Here is a 21,792-nt window from a genome sequence, read left to right on the forward strand (position 1 = left end):
GCGCCCCTCGTCCTGGAAATCGCCATCGAGGCCGCGATGGGCGCGGTCCGAGGAACAAGGAGACTTCACCATGGCGACCATCGGCACCTTCACCAAGGACGACGCCGGCAACTACAACGGCGCGATCAAGACCCTGACCCTCAACGTCAAGTCGGCGGTCCTGCGCAAGGCCGAGAAGACCAACGACAACGGCCCCGACTTCCGCATCTTCTCCGGCCAGACCGAATTCGGCGCGGCCTGGATGAAGACCTCCAAGGAGGACCGAGCCTACCTCTCGGTCAAGCTGGACGACCCGAGCTTCCCGGCTCCGATCTACGCCAGCCTGGTCGACGCCGACGAGGGCTACAGCCTGATCTGGTCGCGCAGCCGCCAGGCCGACTGACCTTCCGCAAAGCGCCCCGCCGGAACCCCCGGCGGGGCGCCGCTTCCCGAAATCCCCAAACACAGGAGGCCGCCATGACGCGCCCTCACGAGACCCCGCGCCCGGACCTCTACAGCCGGGTCACCAACGCCATCGTCGCCGACCTGGAGGCCGGAGTGCGGCCCTGGACCAGACCGTGGTCATCGGAACATCTGGCGGGCTCGGTCAGCCGACCGCTACGCTCGACCGGCGAGCCCTACAGCGGCATCAATGTCGTCCTGCTCTGGACCGAGGCCGTCGGTCGCGGCTTCATCTCGCCGACCTGGATGACGTTCCGCCAGGCGCTTGCGGCCGGGGGCCATGTCCGGAAAGGCGAGCACGGCTCCACGGTGATTTATGCCAACCGGATCACCCGGACCGAGGCCGGCGAGAACGGCCAGGATGTCGAGCGCGAAATACCCTTCCTGAAGGCCTACACGGTCTTCAACGTCGATCAGATCGAGGGCCTGCCACTCACCCCGCATGTTTCGCCCCAGCCCCCGGTCGACGTCGCCCGGCGCATCGACCATGCCGAACGCTTCTTCGCGGCGACCGGCGCCGAGATCCGCCACGGCGGAACCCAGGCCTACTACGCCATCGGCCCCGACCGGGTGCAGATGCCGCCCTTCGAATGTTTCGAGGATCCAGAGGCCTACTACGCCACCCTGGCCCACGAATGCACCCACTGGACGCGGCATCCCTCGCGGCTGGATCGGGACTTCGGCCGCAAGCGCTGGGGCGATGACGGCTATGCCCGCGAAGAACTGGTCGCCGAACTGGGCGCCGCCTTTCTCTGCGCCGACCTCGGGCTGGAACTCGAACCCCGTCCCGACCATGCCAGCTACATCGCCAACTGGCTGGAGGTGCTGAAGGGCGACCGGAAGTTCATCTTCACCGCGGCCGCGCACGCGCAGCGAGCGGCCGACTTTCTGAAGGGCCGGCAGCCTTGACGACATCGCGGGCGCCGCATTCGGCGGCGCCCGCGCCATGCTGTGCCATACTGCCGGGGTGCACAGCCTGCTTACCAATGCCGTTCAGTCGATCCAGATCGGCGTGGAGGACACCGCGTCGCCGGATCCACGCCGCATGCTGTCGGCGGTCCGGAACATCTACGCGGGAATCCTGCTCCTGTTGAAGGAAGAGCTGCTCCGGCGCTCACCGCCCGACAGCAACGGACTCCTCATTCGAGCCAGGCACGAATTCAAGACCCTCCCGGACGGTTCGGTCCATGCCGTCGGGAAAGGCCGCAACACGGTCGACGTCGGTCAGATCAGGGAGCGGCTGAACAGCATCAACACCAAGCTTCCCGCCGACAGCCTGACGCGCTTGTGGAGCGACCTGGAGAAGTTCCAGGCCATCCGCAACGACGTGGAGCACTACAGGACCAAGGCCACGACGGCCGAATTCCGAGCGGTCATCGCCATCGCCACGGCGCTGATCAGACTGATCGTGGTCGATCTCCTGCTGGAGGACCCGGCCACGCTGCTCGGCGATGGGTGCTGGGGCGTCATGCTGACGGAGGAAACGGTCTACGCCGAGCAGAAGGCGGCCTGCGCGGCTTCCTTGGCGGACATCCAGTGGAACACGCACGCACTCACCGAAGCGGCGCCGTTCCTCCGCTGCGGCTACTGCCAGTCAGAACTGGTCGGCCAGGCGGACAAGGCCAATACCTTGCAGGAGAGCGTCACCTTCGTCTGCGCGGCATGCAGTTCGGAGGACGATGCCGACGACGGCGAGTGGCTGATGGAGGCCGTGCTTCGCTCCAAGGGCATAGACCCCTGGTTCGACCCCTCCGACCCGGACGGCGCGCCGACCGGGGACTGCCCAGAATGCGGCAAGGGCGGCTTGGTTGTGGCCGAGGCGGCGTGCGCCCTTTGCGGCTGGGAACATTCCGGCGAGCGCTGCGCGGTCTGCCACGCCGAGGTTTCCGCCTGGGACGATTCAGAACACCCTGGTCTCTGCGGCTATCACGCCGACCTTTTCGCCAAGGATGACTGAGGCAGGGCGAAGCGTCGACGATCAGTCCCAGATCACTTGGCACGCCAGAAACTCGCTCAGGACCATCCGGACGGTCGCACCGTCCTCCTGGGTGACCCGGTAGCGATAACGGCCAGGCTGGACTGTCAGCCAGGCGTCCTCCTCGAAGACCTGATCGCCAACGACGAGGAGCCGCTGCATGGCGCGCGTGCCCACCTCGGGACATGCGGCGAGGCCGCCTTCGTCCCTGCCTTCGAACTGGTCGCGCTGCGCCGCCGTCATCGTCTCCAGCGGTCCGAACCATACCGACGCCGCCTCTTCCAGATGCGGTTCGTTGATCTCGAACGCGACATGGCCGCGGGCCTGCTTGAGCAGGACACGACGGACCCGGGCGACATCGAAATCCCAGACCGGACCATTGTCCGTCTCGCGACGCCCGGCCTCGATCAGCCGTTGCAGCTTCCGGTTCTTGTACAGGGCGCGAGCGATCTCCGGGCGCGCGATCCGGGCGGGGTCGGTGGTCCCGGTGAGCACGCATTCCAGGAGACAGGCGACGTACTCCTCGTCGTCGGAGAAGCCGCTGTTGCACTTGCGGCAGGCGGGAGCGACGGGGAGGTTTTCCGGGAGGGGCCGCTCCAGCAGCGTCTTCGACGGCGCATGGTCGCGCGTGCCGTCGTCGCCCCCGCAGTGCACGCAGTAGCCCTGGTAGCGCTGGTCGCCGAAGTTCTCGAACTGCCGCATGAGACCCTCAGGATGCGCGCGACTCACGAGACAGTCGACACCTCGCGACCCTGCAGAGATGACCTGCGCTGGCCCGGCTGGGGCGACGCGAAGCGGCGGCGGGCGAACGGTCGGGGGCGTAGGCTTACGCCTCGCGACCGCCGAGGGGAGGGGCCAGAGTGGCGCGGTCGTGGTCTATGGCAGGATAGCCTTGGCGGCGGCGGTGTCTTACGCGAGGCGTGATCGTGGCGCTGTTCAATGTCCGGCTGGATGACGACCTGGCGGGCCGCTTCGACGCCTGGGCCAGCCGCCGTGGCGGCCGTTCAGCGAGTCTGCGGGGCCTCATGTCTGCGGCCTGCGAAGGCGTGACGACGGGCGCTACCGGCTCGCCGCGCTGCTCGCGGCCGGAGAAGCTCACCGTTCGTCTGTCGGAGCGCGACGCGGCCGGAATGCAGGCCGAGGCGGTCAGCAGGGGCCTGACGCCGAATGCCTGGGCGGCGGCGGTGCTGCGCCGCCGACTTTCGGGCAGGCCGACCTTCCCTCCTGCCGAACGGGCGGTGCTGATCGCCCTTCATGGCGAGGTGCACCGGGTGGGCGTCAACGTGAACCAGATTGCCCGTGCCCTGAACACTGCGGTGGTCGAGGGTCGGGTCCTGGACCTGGAGCTCGGATATCTCGACGACCTGAGGCGCGAACTTCGCGGGCACATGGGCGCAATGCGCGAAGCGTTCGAGGGCAACCTGGCCTACTGGGACGGAGCGCCATGAGCGACTTCATCCCCGTGCAGGGGTTCGAGGACGTCTGGCGACCGGCCGTGCGCCAGCGGCAGGTACGTCCGCAGACTGTCCTTTCGAAGGCGGGGCTGGGCGCCGACCCGAGGCCGCGCCTCGCGCGGCTGGCGGCGAAAGCGCCGGAGGTCATGGTCAAGGTGACCGGGCGGACCCGCGACGCCGCGCATCTGCGAGCCCATCTCGACTACATCTCGCGCAACGGCGAGCTCCCCCTGGAGGGCCCGGACGGCGTCCTGTTTGGCGGGCGGCGGGAGGTCAGGGACCTGGCGGCCGACTGGGGCGTGGAGGCCATGGCCGATACCGGGCGGCGCGGCGGCAGTCCGATGAGCCATTCGCTTGTGCTGTCGATGCCGGCCGGCACGGACCCCGGCGTCGTCCGGGACGCGGCGCGCGCCTTCGCGGCGGACATGTTCGCAGGGCGGCACGACTACGTGTTCACATTGCACACCGACACCGCACGCCCACATGTTCACCTGTCCATATGTTCACGCGGGCACGACGGGCGGCGGTTCAACCCGAAGAAGGCCGATCTGGAGCTCTTCCGCCGTTCCTTCGCCCAGGCGCTCCGTGACCGGGGCGTCGAGGCGGAGGCGACACCCCGCCGCGCCCGCGGCGTCACGCGAAAGCCCGTGCGCGGCCCAGTCCGACGGATGCTCGAACGCCATGCGGCAGGTCAGGGGCCGGTTCCGAAGGTGGCCCGGGCCGCCCTTCGCGAGGGCGCCCGCACGGCGTTTCAGGGGGATCGTCAGCCACGGCCCTGGGAAACCGCCAGCCTGCGCCGTCAGCAACGTGTCCGGGAGCTCTATCTGGCGCAGGCCCGAGCCCTGCAAGCCTCGCCTGATGTGACGGACCGGAAGCTCGGCGATGCGGTGGCCGCCTTCGTGCGCGACATGCCCCGGCCGGACTTCGAGCGGCTCGCGCTGGCCCGCCACCTAAGGGCCTCCAACCAGGCTTCGAGGGAGTCTGCGCCGCCGAGGCCTCCGGCGGGGAACGGTCGCGAGCGCGACCGATGAACTGCGGGATTCTCGCGCCGCGCCGGGCGTGGCATGGAAGCGGCATGGACATCGTGGACAAGGCGCGCCGCTCGGCCATGATGGCCGGCATCCGGGGGAAGGATACCGCCCCGGAGCTGAAGGTGCGCCGCGCGGCCCATGCCCTCGGATACCGGTTCCGCCTGCACCGCCGTGGCCTGCCCGGATCGCCGGACCTGGTCTTTCCGGCCAGGAAGAAGGTAATCTTCGTCCACGGCTGCTACTGGCACCGGCACGACGGCTGCAGATACGCCACGGTTCCGAAGAGCAACCCGGCGTTCTGGGCCGAGAAGTTCGAAAAGAACGTGGCCCGGGACCGCCGCGTTCTTGAAGAACTGGCGGACCTCGGCTGGGATGCCATGGTCGTATGGGAATGTGAAACTCGGGATGCGACAGTCCTGAACGAACGAATCGCCTCGCATTTGGGGCAGCGCGGGATCGATGAGCTACAGAGCTGACATCAGGGCGAAAAAGCTCGAACGGATTAGGGCGAAGGGCGCTCCGCGGGTGCTCGAGCTCTGTTCGGGCTGCGGGGGCATGTCGCTCGGCTTGGCCGCCGCTGGCCTGGAGCTCATCGCGCACGTCGAACTCGAGCCGGGCGCGGCCGAAAGCTACGCCCTAAACTTCCCGGTCCCGCCGACAGTGCTGGCGGACGCGTGGTCCCAGGCCCGGGACATGGAAGTGGACGCCGCGGACGATCTCGTCCGCGAACTCGGTCTGAAGACGGCCACCGCCGAGAGCTTCGACGTCCTGGCGGCAGGCCTGCCATGTCAGGCGTTCGCACGCATCGGTCGCTCGAAGCTGGCCTCAGTGCGGGGGGAGGAAGACGCGTATCGGACCGACCCCCGCGCCAAGCTCTACAAGCGCTTCCTGGAATACGTGGATGCCACCCAGCCGGTGGCCATCCTGATCGAGAACGTCCCGGACATCCTGAACTTCGGCGGCCACAACGTGCCCGAGGAGATCTGCGCCACGCTTGAGCAGCGGGGCTATCTCACCGGCTACACCCTCCTGAACGCCGCCTACTACGGCGTTCCGCAGATGCGCGAGCGCCTCTTCCTGATCGCCATCGACAGCTCGCTGGGCGTCCGGCCGAGCTTCCCGGCGCCGACCCACCACGTGCAGCTGCCCTCCGGCTACGAGAGCGCCCGCAGCGTCGCCATGAAGCATGTTCCCGAGGATGGCCGCTTCATCCGCGTGCCGGCGCCGGCGGAGGGCCTTCCGCCGGCCGTGACGGTCAAGGCCGCCCTGGCGGACCTGCCCTACATCTCCGAACACGTCCGGACTCCGGAGCAGATGCGCCGCCGGAAGGTCAACGATCGGCTGCCCTATCGCGAATTCCTCGACCTCACGCCCTATCAGCGGCTGATGCGCGAATGGTCCGGCTTCAAGACGGGCGGGGAGGTCGCCGGCAACGTGGTGCGCCTCACGCCCCGCGATTTTCCCATCTTCAAGGCCATGCCCAAGGGGGCCGACTACCCGCAGGCCCGCAAGGTCGCCGAGGAGCTCTTCGAGGCCCGTCTGAAGCTGGAACGGCCCCGGCCGCCGAAGGGCTCGGCGCACTGGAAGGTGCTGCAGGCCGAGCACGTCCCGCCCTACGACCCCGGCAAGTTCCCCAACAAGTGGTGGAAGCTCGATCCGGCGCTGCCGTCGCGGACGCTGACCGCCCACATGGGCAAGGACACCTATTCCCACATCCACTGGGACTCCCGGCAACAGCGGACGGTCTCGGTCCGCGAAGCCGCCCGTCTTCAGTCGTTTCCGGACGGATTCCGCTTCTCCGGGGCCATGAACGCCTCCTACCGCCAGATCGGCAACGCCGTCCCGCCCCTGTTGGCCAAGGCCGTGGCCACGTCGCTCAAGCTTCTACTTGCGCGCGAGCCCGTGCGTGCGACCATCGACGATGCCGCCTGAACCACAGTCGAAAAGCGGTCACTGTCGTCGTCGCCCGATGTGACGGCGCGCTGCCGCGGACGGGGGAGGGCTGGTGCGCAAGATCGAGATCGTTCCGGCAGCCTCGTCGCTGCTCCAGTCCCTTCGCGGCCTTGGCTATTCGCCAGAGACGGCCATTGCGGACCTCATCGACAACAGCATCGCGGCAGGAGCGGCCACCATCGCGGTGGATCTCGACTGGAACGAGGGCGACCCGGTCGCCAGGATCCTGGATGACGGCCGAGGCATGGACGAGGATGCGCTGGTCAAGGCCATGTGTTTCGGCGGCGACGGGCCGACCGGTGGCCGGGCCCAGGACGACCTGGGCCGCTTCGGGCTGGGTCTGAAGACCGCCTCGCTGTCCCAGTGCCGGTGTCTCACCGTCGTGACCCGCAAAGCCGGCGCCTCGGCCACGCTGGCCTGGGACGTCGATGCCGTGATCGCCGCCGGGCGCTGGGACGCGCTGGTCCCCGATCCCCCGCCGGCGTCGGCTCAACTCGAGGACCTGTCGGCACACGAGAACGGCACACTGGTCCAGTGGGATCGGATGGACGCGATCGGGGGCTTGTCCGGCCTCGACCGCGAGGCCTTCTTTCAGCGGGTCAGGGACATCGGCGCCCACCTCGGAATGGTCTTTCACCGCTTCCTCGGGGGTGATGCGCGTAGGGTGGCCATATCGTTGAACGGTCGTCCCCTGAAGGGCTGGGACCCCTTCCAGCGCAGTCACCCCGCGACGATCACCATGCAGTCGGAGCCGGTGCGCCACGCCGGCAAGGTCCTGACGGTGACGCCGTACGTGCTTCCCCACAGGGACAGGTTTGCGAACGAGGCCGAGTGGGAGGCAGCAGGCGGCCCCGGCGGCTGGGGCGAGCGCCAAGGATTCTATGTCTACCGCGGCCGGCGCCTGCTTGTGCCGGGCGGCTGGCTCGGGCTGGGCGGAACCCGGGCCTGGACGCGGGACGAGGCCAGCCGGCTGGCCCGCATCGCCGTGGACCTGCCGACGGACCTCGACGCGGACTGGCGCATCGACGTCCGCAAGTCGCAGGCCCGTCCCCCGGGCCGGTTGCGTAACCGGCTGACAGTCATCGCCGGCCTGTGCCGCGACAAGGCCCGCGAGGTCTTTGCGTGGCGCGGCAGTCGCGCCAAGGGTCAGCTGCGCCATGCGCGCCCGCAGGACGACATCTGGGCAGCGGGGTCTGGGAGCGCGCGATACCGCATCCAGCGCGACCACCCCGCCGTCCGCGCCGTCATCGGAGCCATGAATGGCAATGCCGGCATGGTCGAAGGCCTGCTGTCCATCATCGAGCGCAGTGTGCCGGTCGAACGGATCTGGCTCGATGTCTCGGAGGCCGAAGGCGCGGCCTCGCCTGCGCTCCAGTCCGACGAGATCGCGACGCTGGCGGCCCAGCTTGCCGCGGTCATTGCCACTATGCCGGTTTCCACCCCCGTCGAGGAGCGTGTCGATCAGCTGATCCGGCACCTCCCCGGCGACATGTCGGCGCTGCGCAGCGCCGTCCTCCAGAACCTCAAGGCCACGCCATGACCGCTGATCCGCAGTCCACCCTGACCAACATGGCGCGTCAGCTGCTTACGTCGCAGTCTGGAGCCGTGGTCGATCGACAGGGCGTCGAAAAGGCCGTCGCGGCCGTCTCCCCTCTGGTCTCGGCGACATCGGGGCACACGTTCACACCGGATGAACTCGCCTCGGCGGCCAGGATTCTCGAAAGCCTTTTCGTCGTGGAGCAGGGCGCGGCGCTTGCCCTGAAGGATCGGCGCCGGCCGCCGGACTGGTACGTGGGCGAGCGCCGGCGTCCTGGGCCGTTCATGGACCGCTATCTCCAGAAGCTGGCGGAAGCCAACTGGCCAGTCCAATCGGTCGAGGAACTGCGCGAGAGCACCGCTCGCGTCCTCGAGGTTCTCGACGATCCAGGCCGGGAAGGACCCTGGGACTGGCGCGGTCTGGTTGTCGGCGACGTGCAGTCCGGCAAGACGGCGCACTATGCGGGCGTGATCAACCGGGCAGCGGACGCAGGTTATCGCGTGATCGTCGTGCTGGCCGGCATGCACAACGTCCTTCGCCTGCAAACCCAGGATCGCCTGGAGACCGATTTCCTAGGGTACGACACCGATCCGGCGTCCTTCGGGCCGGACGGTAGGCGCAAGGTGATCGGCGTCGGGCAGATCAACCCGCGCCTGATCGTCGACAGCCTGACCCTTGCGACGGTGAAGGGCGACTTCAACCTGCCGGTGGCCAATCAGGCCAATTTCGCGCCTCTCAGCCAGCCGTGCCTTCTCGTGGTGAAGAAGAACGGCAGCATTCTCAGGAATCTCAATCGCTGGATCACCCGGCTGCCCCAGGAATCCCGGGTCGCACCACTGCTGGTGATCGATGACGAGGCCGATCAGGCCTCAGTCGACACCAAGGATCAGCCCACGCTGCCGGACGGCACCTTCGACGAAGACTACGATCCCAAACCCATCAACGGCGAAATCCGCAAGCTGCTGGCCGCTTTCGACCGCTCGGCCTACGTCGCCTACACGGCGACCCCGTTCGCCAACATCCTCATGCACGACGAGCGGACGGCCGAGGACTATGGCGCGGACCTGTTCCCGTCCACGTTCATCGTGTCACTGACCCCCCCGGACGACTACTTCGGGCCAGTCGCGGTATTCGGGACCAACGACGAGGGCGACGCCGGTGGCCTTCCGCTCACCCGCTACATCGATCAGAGCGGCGAAGGCTGGATACCCGACACGCACGACAAAACACTGCGCCCGAGCTTTGGCGGGGATGACGTCACGCCACCGAGCCTCGACGCGGCGATCGACGCCTTCCTGATCGCGTGCGCGGCCCGTGCCGCCCGCGGTCAGACCCGCGTGCACAATTCGATGCTGGTTCACGTCTCCCGCTTCGTCGATGTCCACGAAGCCGTCTACGGCCAGGTCCTGCGCCAGCTCGACACCGTTAGAGCTCTCATCTCCGGTGGAGACCGCGAGACGCTGGGCCGCCTTCGGACCCTCTGGGAGGGCGATTTCGTGCCCACGATCGCGGCCGTTGAAACCACCGTTTACGGCCGCAGCACGGTCGACGTGTCGTGGGATGAGGTGCGGGCCTGCCTGTCGGACAGCGCCGACAAGATTCGCGTCGTGGTCACCAACGGGAAGAGCAAGACCGGCCTCGACTACGACGCCTATGAAGAAAGCGGGCTCTCCGTCATCGCCATCGGCGGCGACAAGCTCTCGCGCGGCCTGACCCTGGAAGGGCTGACCGTCAGCTATTTCCTGCGAATATCCCGGCAGTACGACAGCCTGCTGCAGATGGGCCGCTGGTTTGGCTACCGGCGCGGCTTTGCCGACCTGTGCCGCCTCTACACTACTCCGGACATGGAGGACTGGTTCAGGCATGTGGCCACCGCCAACCAGGAACTGAGGTCCCAGCTTGCCCACATGCAGCTGATGCTCGCCACGCCGAAGGAGTACGGCCTTCGCGTTGCCGGCCACAGCATCATGACTGTGACCGCGGCCAACAAGCAGAGGCATGCCTCTGCTCGGCCCGTCGGCTATGCAGGCGAGGGCAAGATCCAGACCGTCTTCTTCCGCGACAAGGCGACCGCAGACCAGAACGCCGTGCTCGCCGACGGCCTGATCGAGGGGCTCGGCGCCGGAACGCCTTCGCCCGTTCGTCCCGGGTCTGGAGCCGCAGCGCTTGGGGAACTCTGGACCGGCGTCTCAGGCCGGACCATCGCCGATTTTCTGCGCGGCTTCGCCTTTCCGCCGGAGAGCTACGAGATCGATGGCCCCAGACTGGCGACCTACATCGAGGATCAGATCCGCACGGGCGAGCTTACGGACTGGACGGTCTTCCTCGCGACGGGTGATCGCGGCGCCGAGGTCGAGCTGGGCGGCCGCAGGTTCCTGAGCATCCGGCGGACGCCTCGCGAGGACAAGTCGACGGACTCGCGCTTCATCGTCCGGACCATTCTGAACCCGCCGGACGAGGCGATCGACCTGACCCGCCCCGAGTTCGACGAAGCTCTGGCCGAGACCAACGCGCAGCGTGACCTGTCCGGGCAGGCTCCGACCGACCGGCCGTCCGGACCGAGCATCCGGATGCTGCGCGGTCGCCGGCCGAAGAATGGCCTGCTGATCGTCTATCCGCTCGATCCCGTCGTCGCGAAGACCGGCAGCGACCGGCCTCTGGTGGGTCTGGTCGTGAGCTTCCCGGACAGCCCAACCGCGATCCGCCGCATCTACTATGAAAACACGGTGAGTCAGCGGGAGCAGGATCTGTGAGCGCCGCCTGGGTCGATGAGCTGCAGGCGGCCTGGGCCGACCTCGCCTTGCATCCACCACAGACCCGGCAGTTCCGGACGCAGCGATTGGCGCCCGAGCTTCCTCTCGACATCTATGCAGCCCTGCGGGCGGCGGACGACGCACCCTGCCTCCTGGTCCCCGCAACGGTCGCACCTTCCGCTCTCTTCGAGGTCGGAGGCATGAGGCTGAGCGCTGCGCCCGGCGAGGACGGACCCCTCCTCGTCCTTTCCCTCGAAGACTCTGATCGGTCTGACCTCTTCGTGACCGTCTGTTCGGATGCAGTACAGGCCGCCGCGATAGAAGGGGAGGCCGACAGTCTGGCCGGCTTCCTTGCTCGCCTCGACGCTTGGCGTCGGTTCCTGAAGGAGCGCCGGACGGGCCTGTCCCGGCATGAGGTGGTCGGGCTCCTGGGCGAGCTCATGGTCCTGCGCCGCCTGATCCTCGGCAATCCGTTGCTGCAGGGGACATGGGTGGCGCCGGCTGACGGTCTGCATGACTTCGAGCGGCAGGGCCACGCGCTGGAGGTGAAGACGTCGCTGGGCGTCGCGACCTCGATCCGCATTTCCACGCTCGATCAACTCGACGATGTTGGCCTGCGGCAGCTCGATCTGGTGCATCTCCGCCTGATCGAGACTCCTGATGGCCAGTCGCTCGGTGCACTTGCGGACGAGATCGAGCAGGCCCTGCCTGGGGATGCTGCGAAGCGTGCCTTCAGCAACGCCCTCCTGCGTCGCGGCCTGATGCCAGACGACACCGGTGCCCGAGCGGCTCCGCTGGTGGAGCAGCGGGGCCTGTCTGCATTTCGAGTGGGCCCGACCTTCCCCAGGCTGACCCGCGCCGCCGTTCCCGGCGCGATCCGCGAGGCGGAATACGACCTTGAGCTGCGGGCGATCGACGGGCACACAGTCGATGTGGACGCTGTCTTCACAGCGTTCGCCGGGGGCGGGGCGGATGGTTGACGAGGGCGTGCAGCGCTTCGCAGAAGCGCTAGGTGCAGACGTAGAAGAGGGCTTGAGCCCCGACATGCCGTTCTCGGCAGGCGTCTTCACGCGACTTGTCCTCGAACGTCTCGAAGACGCAGGACACTTGGACAACACCTTCGACCTTCACCAGGAAGGCCGCCTCGGCAACGCCGCCTACCGGATCGACGGCTATGCGTTCGACGAGGACCGAGGCCGCCTTGACCTGTTCACGACGATGTATGTCGGAGAAACGGACCCCGGCCGCGTGCCGGCGGCGGACTCCGCACGGGCGTTCGAACGGGCCCTGCGCTTCGCAAGTGCGTGTCTTGAGGGGCTGGCGAGCAAGCTGGAGCCTTCGAACACGGACGCCAGCGACTTGGCGCGGCGTATCGAGACCGAGGCGTCCACTCTTACCGGCATTCGCATCGTCCTGCTGACCGATGGCGTGATGGCGGGTTCGGCGCCTGACGATTCCGACTGGCGAGGCCGTTCCGTCGAGTTCGAGGCCTACGACATCGTGCGCTTGCAACGCGTCCTCGGAGAGGGCGAGACCCGGGCTGACATCGAGGTCGACCTGGTGGCGCTGGGCGGCGCAGCGGTCCCCTGCCTGCACGTTCCGTCGTTTGACGGCGGCTATGACGCCTATCTGGCAGTCCTGCCGGGGGAGGTGCTGTCCAAGGTCTACGACCGATACGGCGTGCGTCTACTGGAGCTCAATGTTCGGGCCTTCCTGGGCCTAAAGGGGCGCAAGACCGTCAACGCCGAGCTGCGCAAGACGATCGTCGAACAGCCCTCCATGTTTCTGGCGTTCAACAACGGCCTCGTGGCCACCGCGGATGAGATCGAGCTCGTGCAGGACGGTGACGGCCCGCCCTCGATAAAACGGCTGAAGGGCCTGCAGATCGTCAATGGCGGCCAGACGACGGCGTCTCTCCATCGGGCCCGCCGCAAGGAGAGCCTGTCCCTCGAACACGTCGCGGTCCCAGTGAAGATCATCAAGGTCGGCGGCGCCGATCTGGCCGAGATGGTCACCTCGATATCCCGGGCCGCAAACAGGCAGAACACTGTCCAGCTTGCCGATTTCTCGGCGAACGACCCGTTCCACCAGGAGATCGAGACCCTGGCGAACAACACTTGGCTCGAAGACGGGAAGGGCAGGTGGTTCTACGAGCGCGCCCGCGGATCGTATCTCGCAGCCGAATCCAAGGCTGCGTATCGGAAGACCGAACAGAACGCGTTCAAGCTCCAGACGCCCAAGCAGCGGCGGCTCAGCAAGCTCGATGTCGCCCGCTATCTGACGGCGTGGGGCGGTTTGCCCTACCGGGTGTGCCTCGGCGGCCAGAAAAACTTCCAGTACTTCATGCAGCGGCTGAAGGACGGGCCGCCGCCACCGCCGGACACCGACTGGTTCAAGCGCCTGGTCGCCATCGGCATCCTCTACCGGAGCGCCGAACGGATCGTCCGCGCCATGAAATTCCCCGCCTACGGGGCGCAGATCATCGCCTACATCGTTTCCGGCCTCAGCCACCGCACCGGCGGGCGCATCGACTTCAACAGGATCTGGGCGCGGCAGGCGATCTCGCCCGAGCTGGAAGACCTGATCCGTTCCTGGGCGCCGGCAATGGATGCGGCGATGCGCGCCTCAGCCGGTCAGTTGAACCCGAGCGAGTGGTACAAGAAGGAGGCGTGCTGGACAGGGCTCCAGGATGCGCTGCCGCCGCTCGCCGATCCGTTGCCGCCCGAACTCACCTACAGTGATGCCGGCGGTGGAGGAGCGGCCGTGGCCCCCGGCGGTTCTGGCGTTTCCGCTGCCGATTACGAACGGATCGCACGGTGCATGGACATCGGCGGCGCGACCTGGCTCGAGGTCGCGGAGCGCGGACAGCAGTCCGGGGTGATTCACTGGAAAGTCGCCGGAATCTGCCGGAGCATCGCCAGCTATGCAGCGGGCGGATGGCAGAGGAAGCCGTCCGCCAAGCAGGCCAAACCCGCCCTCGACGCCTATGTGGCGGTCGAGCGAGCAGGGCTGCTGAACCCGGTTACGCTTGCGGAGTAGACGTCGGCGCCGATAGCCGGCGCCGCTCACTTCGTCTTGGGAACAAATTTCAGGCGCGGCGTCATGGACACCTTGCTCTGGCGACTGAGATCCTGGTGATCCCAACGTCCCGCCAGGGCGTAGTGCTTGAATGTTGCCTGGAAATCCTCTTCGTCGAAGTACCCGACCAGATCCCATTCGTCCTGCTGTGAGAACGGTACTGCGAAGACGTACATGTAGCAGCCCAGCCTGAACTCGCCGACGATGTGCGGAAGGCGCGGATGAGGTGCCCGCCTCGTGTAGACGGTTAGCTGCGCTGATGGGTCGGGGGGCAGAAACACGACTGCCGTCGCGACCTTGGGCAGTAGACGATCAGTGTTCGGGGTGTGCCGAACCCAGTTGATCGTCTCCTTCAGGAACGGCAGCTGGTCGTCCGCGACGACGGACAAGACCATCTTGGTGAGTGCTCGATAGACGGCCGACGGCGTGAGCGAAGCGCCCTTTCCGAGTTCGACGGTGAGTGCGCCGGACGGGTCGTGGCGCACGGTCTGCGCCGTGATGTTCACCTTGCTTCCATCGTGCACAAGGACATCTTCTCCGAACCAGAGCTTGGGTCGCCCGTCGACCTTGCCGCGCCCCTGCGTGCCCAGAAACACCCGCTGGATGTCGAGCATGGCAATCAGGGACGGCTCGGTGTCACACCCGAAATACTCGTTGCAGTCGTCGCATTCCTGCGCCGACTTGAGATGATCGTTCCCCAACGCGGTCGGTATGACGTGAGCCGCCTTCTTGAACGTGGCACCGTCAGCCGACGTGCGGTTGCAGAAGCGGCATCGGCGCGGAAGGAGGTCCTTGCCGATGACGGTAAGGCGATCGGTCCTCGGATTTGCGATGTCGTAGTGCGTCAGGAGCACACCGAAGAGCTCGTCGCCTTCGGGCTTTTCGTCGGGATGATTGAGCCCATGAAGAAAGCGCTCGACCTCCAGCCGTCCGGCGCTCGTCTCGGGTTGAGCTGGCAGCAGCAGGAAATACTCTCCATCGGCGAGCCGCCCGATGATCTGCTTCAGTTTGTTGAGTTGGGGAACGGCCCCGCCATGCCGCTCCACGAGCTTGTCGATCGAACCCTTCAGCGCCGGGGAAGCGGACTGTACGGCGTCCAGTTCGATTGTATTGCCGTCGGTCGTACCGAAGACAGAGACCACGTCCTGGACGGCTGTCGCCCCCTCGGCCGCATACCTGAAACGCATCTCAGTCCCACCGGTCTGGGTCAGGATGTAGAGAGACAGCTCGCTGTAGATCGTCGGTCCGGTCGGCGTGAACGTGACCCCGGCCACTTCGAACGCGCGGCGGGTGGCCGAGAGGTTGTTCGCTATCGGTGTCCGGGTTCCCTTTTCGAAGTCGGCAATAGTCGACACGCCAACCCCTGCGGCTTTGGCAAGATCGGCCTGAGACCATTGCAAAAGCGCCCGAGCGGCTCTGACGTCGTCGGCGCCCAACTCAATCTCTGCAGACATAACCCAACCTCAACGATTTTCGTTGATATAGCTGAATTTCACGGATTAACAACGGCGGTCCCTTAGCGGTGCGTAGACTTACGCCTTTCGGCGCTGGCGCCGCCGTGGATACCTGAGTCGTGCGATGGCCTTCGCCCGCGCCCCGCGGGCGGCCCGCCGCCAGGAGGACCAACATGTTTGAAGGCGCTCCCATGCCGCCGCGTCTGCTGCGCACGTCCGAAGCGGGCCGTTTTCTAGGTTTGTCCGGTCGGACGCTCGAGAAGCACCGCACCTACGGCACCGGGCCGACCTACCGGAAGATCGGCGGTCGCGTCGTCTACGCGATCGACGATCTCCAGATCTGGGCGGACAAGGGCACGAAGTCCTCGACCTCCGATCCCGGCCAAGGCCGCGTCCACCCCGCCCGTCCGCAGGAGGCGCGGGCGTTTGGCTGAGTGGACATGCCCACGTGATCACACGTACGCGCTAGCGCTCTCCAAACGGGTGCTTTCCGTACTTCCGCATCAGATCGTCGAACGCCTCGCCCATCAGGGCCTGAAGACTGGAGCCCTGCTCCAGCGCTAGCAGATGAAGCCCACGGCTCACCTCTCGGCTGAAATAGCCGCTGATGGCCTTCTTGCCGATCCGTGCGGGCGCCCTTCCGGGCTGCTGATCGGGTTCCGCCATTGCGGGCGGAGCCCTCCGCTGCTCCGACTTTATCGACGCGAAGCGGCTCATAGGCCTGCCGCCGGTGTCCGACCGTGCGCACGTGTGGGCATGTCCAGCTGTTCACATGTCCACCGCCACAAGGCTGCAATCTCCTTCGCGGCCTTGCCCTGGGGATCCAGCTGTCCGGCGGTCTCTCCCTTCGCGGTGCTGTGGTGGAACGCTGCGCGCTCGGGCAGAACTGCCGGCGCAATCGCAAGTCCGAAGGTGCCCCGGATGATCTCGGCCACTTCGCGGTAGATCAGCGGAGCATTGGGAGGTCCCGCCATCAGCACGACGAACGCAGGTGTCTGGCTTGTCTTGACGAGCTCGGCCGTTGCTTCGATCGCCGCGAGGTCGAACGCTTTCGGCCGACACGGAACGAGAATGAGGTCGGCCAGCTTCGCTGCCTGCCGCGCCATGGCGTCGGCATGAGGCGGGGTGTCGATGATCGCCAGCTCTGCGCCGAGCTCCCTCGCCCTCGACAGCTTCGTGGCGAGAAGCGAGGGCGCGCCGCAATCTATCACCTCGGGGTCTTTCCCGCCGCGCCACTCGCTCCAGCGGCTGGCGGTCGCCTGTGGATCGGTATCGATCAGCAGGGCGACCCGGTCCCCCGCAGCTGCGGCGGCCAAGTGCACGGCAAGGGTGGTCTTTCCGGCTCCGCCCTTCTGGCTGATTATGGCGATTGTCCTCATGTCCACCTCCACACAGGAGGCCATGTGAACACGCGTGCGAAGGGCTGCCAGTGGCTGCGCCGGCACGGCGGGGAATATCGCAGATTGGGATAGAAAAAGGCGGGTCGGCCGCCGCTGCTCAATACCAGCGGGGATCCTTAATCGTCATGCCAACCTGCTCTCCCGCATCGCCGCCGATGACGATGTAGGCCTCGCCGGGGAGAATGGGTCCGTCGGTCATCGGCGCCCCGTTGGCCGCCGCGATGGCCCTTCGGACACTCAGGCTCGTCTGCGCCCAGATGAGATAGGCCTGTCGTACGGGTGGGCCCGGGAAGACGGTGTCTGGGTCGAACCCCATGAACAGCTTAAACTTCGCCAGCACCTGCTCGCTCAGATCGTAGAAACCTGGCTGCAGGCGGTCGCGCTCGACCGCATCCTGGTCGAGGATGCAGTACAGCCTCTCCATCTGACGCAGTTTTTCGCCGCCCTGGGCGTCCATGGGCTCGGTGGTGTCCGGCCTCCCGTTGAAGCCTCTGTGCAGCCCTACATGGCAGTCCCGGCAGAGCGTGATGCCGTTGCCTGTCTGAAACTCCGCCTCCGGGAGAAACACCTTCCTGCAGATGTGATGGGCGGACAGGTTGCGCGTCGAATGGCAGTCGACGCAGCGATGGTCATCGCGTTCGCGGACCATCTCGCTCCAGCGCCGCAGGCACCGCGTCCGGCTCTGGCCAGCGGCGACAGCGTGATGCAGGCGGTCGAGCGCCGCCTGGACGCTTTCGATCGTCGTCGCTGGTCGGGCCATCGAGCTCCAGTCTGATGCGCCTTACGCGGCCCGGGAGTCGGCGATGGCGTGCAGAGACTCGGGCTTGAGGTGGGTATAGCGCTTCAACATCTTCCAGTCCTTGTGACCGGTCACCAATGCGACCTGCTGGATCTCGAAGCCGGCTTCGAACAGGCGGCTTGTTCCCTCGTGGCGAAGGTCGTGGAAGTGCAGATCCTCGATCTTCAGGTCCTGGCAGGCGCGCCGAAACGCTGTTCCCGCCGAGCGGTGATTGACCGGGAAAATACGTTCTTCCGAGTTGGTGCGGGATTCTCGCTGCTCCTCGATCAAGCCGAGAGGATCGAAGCCGGACACCTTGAGGAGCGGAATGCGCTGATCATTGCCTTTCTTCTCCCGGGGATCCTTGCGGTCCCGGATCATGAGCATCCTTGTCCGGGTGTTGAGGTCGTCCCAGGTGACGCGGCAGATCTCTTCCTGGCGCATCGCCGTCGCGATGGCGAACTTGACGATCCGCGACATCGGGATCGTCAGCCGATCGTTGCCGTCGAACTCGGCGAACAGCTTGGTCAGCTCATCCTCCGTCGGGCGCCGATCACGCTCGTTGCTCTTGCCGACCAGCCCCAGACGCTTGAGCGCGATACGGGCCTGATCCACCGGCTCCGCCGAAGCGGCAATTCCATGCACGGCGGCGGCGTGCGAGAGCACCAGCCTGATCGCGCCGATGTCCATGCTGACCGTTACCGGGCCAGCGCCCTGGCTGGCGCGGGCGCGACCGAACTTGATGAGACGATCTCGATCGAGGTCGACGACAGCCTTCTTCCCCAGCTCACGCTTGAGCATGTCGAGCGTGGCCGCCTTTGATCGGCCGGGCGCCTTGCCGACTTCGGTCATGTCGGCGACGTGCAGATCGACCAAGTCGGCGAAGGTCGACATCCTGGCGATGCGTTTGGGCTGAGGAGTGCCGCCCTGGTCGATGGTCCGCTCGTTCTCAGTCGCCCAGCGCCGCGCGTCGTCGCGGTTCAGGAACGTCTCGCTTATATAGCGTCCCTTGCGCCTGACCTGGGCGCGCCAGGACCCCGAGCTGAGCTTCGTGTAGGTGGCCATTTCCGTGTGCGCTCCGTGTGCACTGAGGCGTCGAAAGCCCGCGAAAAACGTCGTGCGATAGCGTAAAACGGAGTGCACGCGTCGCGACCTAGCCCTTTGAAGATACGAGAAAAGTGCAGCAATTTCAAGCGCATAGATTGTCTATTGCCCCTATGATGGACTGGACGGACCGGCATTGCCGCGCCTTCCACCGGGTGCTGACGCGCGAAAGCCTGCTCTACACCGAGATGGTGACGACCGGGGCCGTGCTGCACGGCGACCGGGAACGGTTGCTGGGGTTCGACGACGTCGAGCATCCCGTGGCGCTGCAGCTGGGGGGCTCGGAGCCTGCCGACCTCGCGGCGGCGGCGCGCATCGGCGCGGACCTCGGCTATGACGAGATCAACCTCAATGTCGGCTGTCCCTCCGACCGGGTGCAGAGCGGCCGCTTCGGCGCCTGCCTGATGCGCGAGCCCGCCCTGGTGGCCGAGGGCATGGCGGCGATCCGGGCCGCCGTCTCTATCCCGGCCACGGTGAAGTGCCGTATCGGGGTGGACGACCAGGAGCCGGAGGAGAGCCTGTTCACCCTGGTGGACCTCTGCGCCCAGGCGGGCGTCACCACCTTTATCGTCCATGCCCGCAAGGCCTGGCTGAAGGGCCTGTCGCCGAAGGAGAACCGTGACGTGCCGCCGCTGGACTACCCGCTGGTCCACCGGCTGAAGCGCGAACGGCCGGGCCTGAACATCGAGATCAACGGCGGTGTCGGCTCCCTGGACGAGGCCGAGGCCCAGCTGGCCCATACCGACGGCGTGATGCTGGGCCGGGCCGCCTATCATATGCCAGGCATCCTGGGGCAGGCCGATCGGCGCATCTTCGGCGCGGCCGCCGACGTCGGTCCGTTCGAGGCCGTGGAGCTCTACAAGCCCTACATCGCCCGCCAGCTTGAGCGCGGCGCGCACCTGTCGGGGATCACGCGCCACATGCTTGGGCTGTTCCACGGCGCGCCGGGCGCCCGGACCTGGCGGCGAATCCTGACGGTGGAGAGCGTAAAGCCGGGCGCGGATCTCAGCGTCGTGGACGCGGCGCTCGCCGCGGTCTCAGGGCTGAAGGATCAGCGCGGTGCGGGTGGCCTGGAAGCTGGAGAGGCGGCCTAGATAGGTCATGCCCAGCAGGGAGGCGTCGAGCCCCTTGTCGAGAACCAGCGCATCGACGTCCGCCAGCTTGGCGCCGGCCACGGAGACCGAGGCCAGCTTGACGGCGGCGGCCTTGGCCTCGCCGTTGGCGGTCATCACCTTGTAGGCATAGTCCAGCTTGGCGGGGTCGAAGCCGAGACGCTGGGCGTCCGCGGCGGTGAGCGCCACGGCGGTGGCGCCGGTGTCCACCAGGAAGCGGACGCTGGAGCCGTTGACGGTGCCCTGCGCCCAATAGTGGCCGTCGCTGGCCTTGGCGATCGACGTCGCACCGCCCTGCGCGGCGGCGGGCTGTTGTTCCGGAACGAAGTTGGCCACGGCGGCGCGCAGGCCGTCGGATCGCGTGGTCGGGTCAAGGCTGACGACGGCCTGGGCCGCGCCCACGGCCGATACGGCTCCGATCAGGGCCATGGTGGCCAGCTTGATCATACTCGACACCCTCGCCACCCCGGCGTTGCCCGGCCATTCTCGGCCTTGTTGAACGGACAGGTTACGTCAGCGGGGGTTTGCAACCGGTGAACGCGCGATCCGAACTCAGCTGAAAATCGCGAGCTTTTCGGGACGGATGCGCTGCCGACGGGTCGGCAGGTCGGTCATGATCCGGGCGCGGTCCTCATCCGACAGCTTCTGCCAGGCGGCGACCTCGGTCAGCTCGCGGTAACAGCCCATGCAGAGGCCGGTCTCGCCATCGATGACGCAGACCTTGATGCAGGGCGTCTTGATCGGGGCCGGGGGGCGGGGGGGGAGGTCGCTCATGAGGGGATAGCGTAGGTCACGGTCGCCTGCGCCGCCAGCCTGTCCTCGCTCTCGGTCCAGAGCTTGACGTCGCACACCGCGATGCGGCGGCCCAGGCGCAGGAAGCTGGCCTCGGCATGCAGATCGCCGGGCGCTGCGCCGCGCAGGAAGTTCATCACCAGCGAACTGGTGACCGCCATCAGCTGGTCGCCGATGTGAGCCAGGATCAGGGCGTAGGCCGCGGTGTCGGCCAGGCTCATCAGGTTGGGGCCTGCGATCACCCCGCCAGGGCGCAGCATGCCGGGACCGTAGGGGCGCACAATGTGGGCGCCGCCCGGCGACAGGGCGGTCACCTGGGGCAGGGCTCCGGTCGAGGTGTCCGGAAAGGCGTGCGCCATCAGGGCGTTCACGCCGGCGACATCGAGCTTGAGATCGGGTTGGGCCATAACTGTGTTCTGCCGATCCTTGCGAAACATTACAAGATGTTTATGTGATCCAAGTAACTTGGTTCAATGATTAAGGATTGGTAAGATTCGAATACTTAATGTTGCTGCGAATTCATTTGAAGCCTCAGCAGCGCGAGGGCAGGTTCCGCGCATCTTATTTCGAGGGAGAAACACATGCGTATCGCTACCGCCACGCTCGCCGCCGTCGCCGCCCTGATGGCCGCCGGCTCCGCCCTGGCCGCCGCCCAGGTCACCGACGTGGACTACATCAAGGCCAGCCGTTGCCGCGGCATCGCCATCTCCGCGGCGGCCGACACCGCCGACCTGGACGCCTGGCTCAAGGCCGCCAGCAAGTCTCGCACCATGACCGTCATGGACAAGGCCGCCGTCGCCGAGGACGCCGGCCGCCGGGAGGCCAAGACCACCAACGCCGAACGCAAGGCCCGCCTGGCCACCGAACTCAGCGGACCCTGCCAAGCCTTCAAGGGCTAGTCTCTCGAACCGCCCCTGATGGAGCGCGTCG

General features: G+C 66.9%; 23 protein-coding genes. 14 read left to right on the top strand and 9 right to left on the bottom strand.

Annotated features, from left to right (window positions below; all coding sequences use genetic code 11):
• Positions 1-70 precede the first annotated feature (70 nt).
• From Q8N10_RS06720 to Q8N10_RS06730, 3 genes are all read left to right on the top strand, one after another.
• Positions 71-382: a DUF736 domain-containing protein gene (locus tag Q8N10_RS06720; protein WP_304777754.1), complete on the top strand. Its 312-nt coding sequence runs from the start codon at positions 71-73 to the stop codon at positions 380-382.
• Between the two features lie 74 nt (positions 383-456).
• Positions 457-1,350, top strand: a complete 894-nt coding sequence (locus Q8N10_RS06725; protein ID WP_304777756.1) for an ArdC family protein — start codon at positions 457-459, stop codon at positions 1,348-1,350.
• Between the two features lie 37 nt (positions 1,351-1,387).
• Positions 1,388-2,398 carry a hypothetical protein gene (locus Q8N10_RS06730; protein ID WP_304777759.1) on the top strand — a complete coding sequence of 337 codons (1,011 nt, stop codon included), beginning with the start codon at positions 1,388-1,390 and terminating at the stop codon, positions 2,396-2,398.
• 21 nt (positions 2,399-2,419) lie between these two features.
• On the opposite strand, the gene Q8N10_RS06735 is transcribed toward Q8N10_RS06730, so the two are convergent.
• Positions 2,420-3,118, bottom strand: coding sequence for a hypothetical protein (locus Q8N10_RS06735; RefSeq protein ID WP_304777761.1), 699 nt, complete (start codon positions 3,116-3,118; stop codon positions 2,420-2,422).
• A gap of 224 nt (positions 3,119-3,342) precedes the next feature.
• Between Q8N10_RS06735 and mobC the strand changes: the two genes are divergently transcribed.
• From mobC to Q8N10_RS06775, 8 genes are all read left to right on the top strand, one after another.
• Positions 3,343-3,864 carry a plasmid mobilization relaxosome protein MobC gene (gene mobC, locus Q8N10_RS06740; protein WP_304777763.1) on the top strand — a complete coding sequence of 174 codons (522 nt, stop codon included), beginning with the start codon at positions 3,343-3,345 and terminating at the stop codon, positions 3,862-3,864.
• The gene (locus Q8N10_RS06745; RefSeq protein WP_304777765.1) at positions 3,861-4,901 is read left to right on the top strand and encodes a relaxase/mobilization nuclease domain-containing protein; all 1,041 of its coding nucleotides are present in this window, start codon (positions 3,861-3,863) and stop codon (positions 4,899-4,901) included. Before mobC ends, Q8N10_RS06745 begins: the two co-directional genes overlap by 4 nt.
• A 44-nt stretch (positions 4,902-4,945) precedes the next feature.
• Positions 4,946-5,377, top strand: coding sequence for a very short patch repair endonuclease (locus Q8N10_RS06750; protein ID WP_304777768.1), 432 nt, complete (start codon positions 4,946-4,948; stop codon positions 5,375-5,377).
• Entirely contained in the window at positions 5,361-6,833 is a 1,473-nt protein-coding gene (locus Q8N10_RS06755) for a DNA cytosine methyltransferase (RefSeq protein WP_304777769.1), read from the top strand. The genes Q8N10_RS06750 and Q8N10_RS06755 overlap by 17 nt, the downstream gene beginning before the upstream one ends.
• Before the next feature lie 73 nt (positions 6,834-6,906).
• A complete protein-coding gene (locus Q8N10_RS06760) occupies positions 6,907-8,394 on the top strand; it encodes an ATP-binding protein (protein ID WP_304777771.1) in 1,488 nt (495 codons plus the stop codon).
• Complete coding sequence (locus Q8N10_RS06765; RefSeq protein WP_304777773.1) at positions 8,391-11,144, top strand: Z1 domain-containing protein; 2,754 nt, start codon at positions 8,391-8,393, stop codon at positions 11,142-11,144. The genes Q8N10_RS06760 and Q8N10_RS06765 overlap by 4 nt, the downstream gene beginning before the upstream one ends.
• Positions 11,141-12,124 (top strand): PD-(D/E)XK motif protein, encoded by a 984-nt coding sequence (locus Q8N10_RS06770; protein WP_304777775.1) that lies wholly within the window; start codon positions 11,141-11,143, stop codon positions 12,122-12,124. The genes Q8N10_RS06765 and Q8N10_RS06770 overlap by 4 nt, the downstream gene beginning before the upstream one ends.
• A gap of 52 nt (positions 12,125-12,176) precedes the next feature.
• Positions 12,177-14,183 carry an AIPR family protein gene (locus tag Q8N10_RS06775; protein ID WP_304777777.1) on the top strand — a complete coding sequence of 669 codons (2,007 nt, stop codon included), beginning with the start codon at positions 12,177-12,179 and terminating at the stop codon, positions 14,181-14,183.
• Positions 14,184-14,209: 26 nt separating this feature from the next.
• On the opposite strand, the gene Q8N10_RS06780 is transcribed toward Q8N10_RS06775, so the two are convergent.
• Positions 14,210-15,658: an HNH endonuclease gene (locus Q8N10_RS06780; protein ID WP_304777779.1), complete on the bottom strand. Its 1,449-nt coding sequence runs from the start codon at positions 15,656-15,658 to the stop codon at positions 14,210-14,212.
• A gap of 191 nt (positions 15,659-15,849) precedes the next feature.
• Here Q8N10_RS06780 and Q8N10_RS06785 point away from each other — a divergent pair, with 191 nt between their 5' ends.
• Complete coding sequence (locus Q8N10_RS06785; RefSeq protein WP_304777781.1) at positions 15,850-16,110, top strand: AlpA family transcriptional regulator; 261 nt, start codon at positions 15,850-15,852, stop codon at positions 16,108-16,110.
• Positions 16,111-16,141: 31 nt separating this feature from the next.
• Here the strand turns inward: Q8N10_RS06785 and Q8N10_RS06790 are convergent, their stop codons facing one another.
• The 4 genes from Q8N10_RS06790 to Q8N10_RS06805 all read right to left on the bottom strand — a co-directional run bounded on the left by Q8N10_RS06790 (position 16,142) and on the right by Q8N10_RS06805 (position 18,919).
• A complete protein-coding gene (locus Q8N10_RS06790) occupies positions 16,142-16,342 on the bottom strand; it encodes a ribbon-helix-helix domain-containing protein (RefSeq protein WP_304777783.1) in 201 nt (66 codons plus the stop codon).
• 47 nt (positions 16,343-16,389) lie between these two features.
• Positions 16,390-17,055 carry a ParA family partition ATPase gene (gene parA / locus Q8N10_RS06795; RefSeq protein ID WP_304777785.1) on the bottom strand — a complete coding sequence of 222 codons (666 nt, stop codon included), beginning with the start codon at positions 17,053-17,055 and terminating at the stop codon, positions 16,390-16,392.
• 118 nt (positions 17,056-17,173) lie between these two features.
• Positions 17,174-17,836 carry an HNH endonuclease gene (locus tag Q8N10_RS06800; RefSeq protein ID WP_304777787.1) on the bottom strand — a complete coding sequence of 221 codons (663 nt, stop codon included), beginning with the start codon at positions 17,834-17,836 and terminating at the stop codon, positions 17,174-17,176.
• A gap of 21 nt (positions 17,837-17,857) precedes the next feature.
• Positions 17,858-18,919, bottom strand: coding sequence for a site-specific integrase (locus tag Q8N10_RS06805; RefSeq protein WP_304777789.1), 1,062 nt, complete (start codon positions 18,917-18,919; stop codon positions 17,858-17,860).
• Between the two features lie 113 nt (positions 18,920-19,032).
• Here Q8N10_RS06805 and dusA point away from each other — a divergent pair, with 113 nt between their 5' ends.
• Positions 19,033-20,052, top strand: coding sequence for a tRNA dihydrouridine(20/20a) synthase DusA (gene dusA, locus Q8N10_RS06810; RefSeq protein ID WP_304777791.1), 1,020 nt, complete (start codon positions 19,033-19,035; stop codon positions 20,050-20,052).
• Here dusA and Q8N10_RS06815 read toward each other — a convergent pair.
• The 3 genes from Q8N10_RS06815 to Q8N10_RS06825 form a co-directional block, all read right to left on the bottom strand.
• Complete coding sequence (locus Q8N10_RS06815; RefSeq protein WP_304777793.1) at positions 19,996-20,517, bottom strand: TIGR02281 family clan AA aspartic protease; 522 nt, start codon at positions 20,515-20,517, stop codon at positions 19,996-19,998. The genes dusA and Q8N10_RS06815 overlap by 57 nt on opposite strands.
• Before the next feature lie 105 nt (positions 20,518-20,622).
• Positions 20,623-20,844, bottom strand: coding sequence for a DUF1289 domain-containing protein (locus Q8N10_RS06820; RefSeq protein WP_304777795.1), 222 nt, complete (start codon positions 20,842-20,844; stop codon positions 20,623-20,625).
• Positions 20,841-21,269, bottom strand: a complete 429-nt coding sequence (locus Q8N10_RS06825) for a PaaI family thioesterase (protein ID WP_304777797.1) — start codon at positions 21,267-21,269, stop codon at positions 20,841-20,843. The genes Q8N10_RS06820 and Q8N10_RS06825 overlap by 4 nt, the downstream gene beginning before the upstream one ends.
• A gap of 174 nt (positions 21,270-21,443) precedes the next feature.
• On the opposite strand from Q8N10_RS06825, the gene Q8N10_RS06830 reads away from it, so the two are divergent.
• A complete protein-coding gene (locus Q8N10_RS06830) occupies positions 21,444-21,761 on the top strand; it encodes a hypothetical protein (RefSeq protein ID WP_304777799.1) in 318 nt (105 codons plus the stop codon).
• Positions 21,762-21,792: the final 31 nt, after the last annotated feature.

The organism is Phenylobacterium sp., from assembly GCF_030693625.1.
GTDB classification, from domain to species: domain Bacteria; phylum Pseudomonadota; class Alphaproteobacteria; order Caulobacterales; family Caulobacteraceae; genus Phenylobacterium; species Phenylobacterium ferrooxidans.

Excerpts from the sequence above, each read along its gene's own strand:
- Q8N10_RS06725 (WP_304777756.1), top strand. The coding sequence starts at position 457 with ATGACGCGCCCTCACGAGACCCCGCGCCCGGACCTCTACAGCCGGGTC.
- Q8N10_RS06800 (WP_304777787.1), bottom strand. The coding sequence starts at position 17,836 with ATGGCCCGACCAGCGACGACGATCGAAAGCGTCCAGGCGGCGCTCGAC.
- Q8N10_RS06745 (WP_304777765.1), top strand. The coding sequence starts at position 3,861 with ATGAGCGACTTCATCCCCGTGCAGGGGTTCGAGGACGTCTGGCGACCG.
- Q8N10_RS06735 (WP_304777761.1), bottom strand. The coding sequence starts at position 3,118 with ATGCGGCAGTTCGAGAACTTCGGCGACCAGCGCTACCAGGGCTACTGC.
- Q8N10_RS06765 (WP_304777773.1), top strand. The coding sequence starts at position 8,391 with ATGACCGCTGATCCGCAGTCCACCCTGACCAACATGGCGCGTCAGCTG.
- Q8N10_RS06750 (WP_304777768.1), top strand. The coding sequence starts at position 4,946 with ATGGACATCGTGGACAAGGCGCGCCGCTCGGCCATGATGGCCGGCATC.
- Q8N10_RS06755 (WP_304777769.1), top strand. The coding sequence starts at position 5,361 with ATGAGCTACAGAGCTGACATCAGGGCGAAAAAGCTCGAACGGATTAGG.
- Q8N10_RS06790 (WP_304777783.1), bottom strand. The coding sequence starts at position 16,342 with ATGGCGGAACCCGATCAGCAGCCCGGAAGGGCGCCCGCACGGATCGGC.
- Q8N10_RS06815 (WP_304777793.1), bottom strand. The coding sequence starts at position 20,517 with ATGATCAAGCTGGCCACCATGGCCCTGATCGGAGCCGTATCGGCCGTG.
- Q8N10_RS06830 (WP_304777799.1), top strand. The coding sequence starts at position 21,444 with ATGCGTATCGCTACCGCCACGCTCGCCGCCGTCGCCGCCCTGATGGCC.
- Q8N10_RS06730 (WP_304777759.1), top strand. The coding sequence starts at position 1,388 with ATGCTGTGCCATACTGCCGGGGTGCACAGCCTGCTTACCAATGCCGTT.
- Q8N10_RS06720 (WP_304777754.1), top strand. The coding sequence starts at position 71 with ATGGCGACCATCGGCACCTTCACCAAGGACGACGCCGGCAACTACAAC.
- Q8N10_RS06785 (WP_304777781.1), top strand. The coding sequence starts at position 15,850 with ATGTTTGAAGGCGCTCCCATGCCGCCGCGTCTGCTGCGCACGTCCGAA.
- Q8N10_RS06820 (WP_304777795.1), bottom strand. The coding sequence starts at position 20,844 with ATGAGCGACCTCCCCCCCCGCCCCCCGGCCCCGATCAAGACGCCCTGC.
- parA (WP_304777785.1), bottom strand. The coding sequence starts at position 17,055 with ATGAGGACAATCGCCATAATCAGCCAGAAGGGCGGAGCCGGAAAGACC.
- Q8N10_RS06825 (WP_304777797.1), bottom strand. The coding sequence starts at position 21,269 with ATGGCCCAACCCGATCTCAAGCTCGATGTCGCCGGCGTGAACGCCCTG.
- Q8N10_RS06805 (WP_304777789.1), bottom strand. The coding sequence starts at position 18,919 with ATGGCCACCTACACGAAGCTCAGCTCGGGGTCCTGGCGCGCCCAGGTC.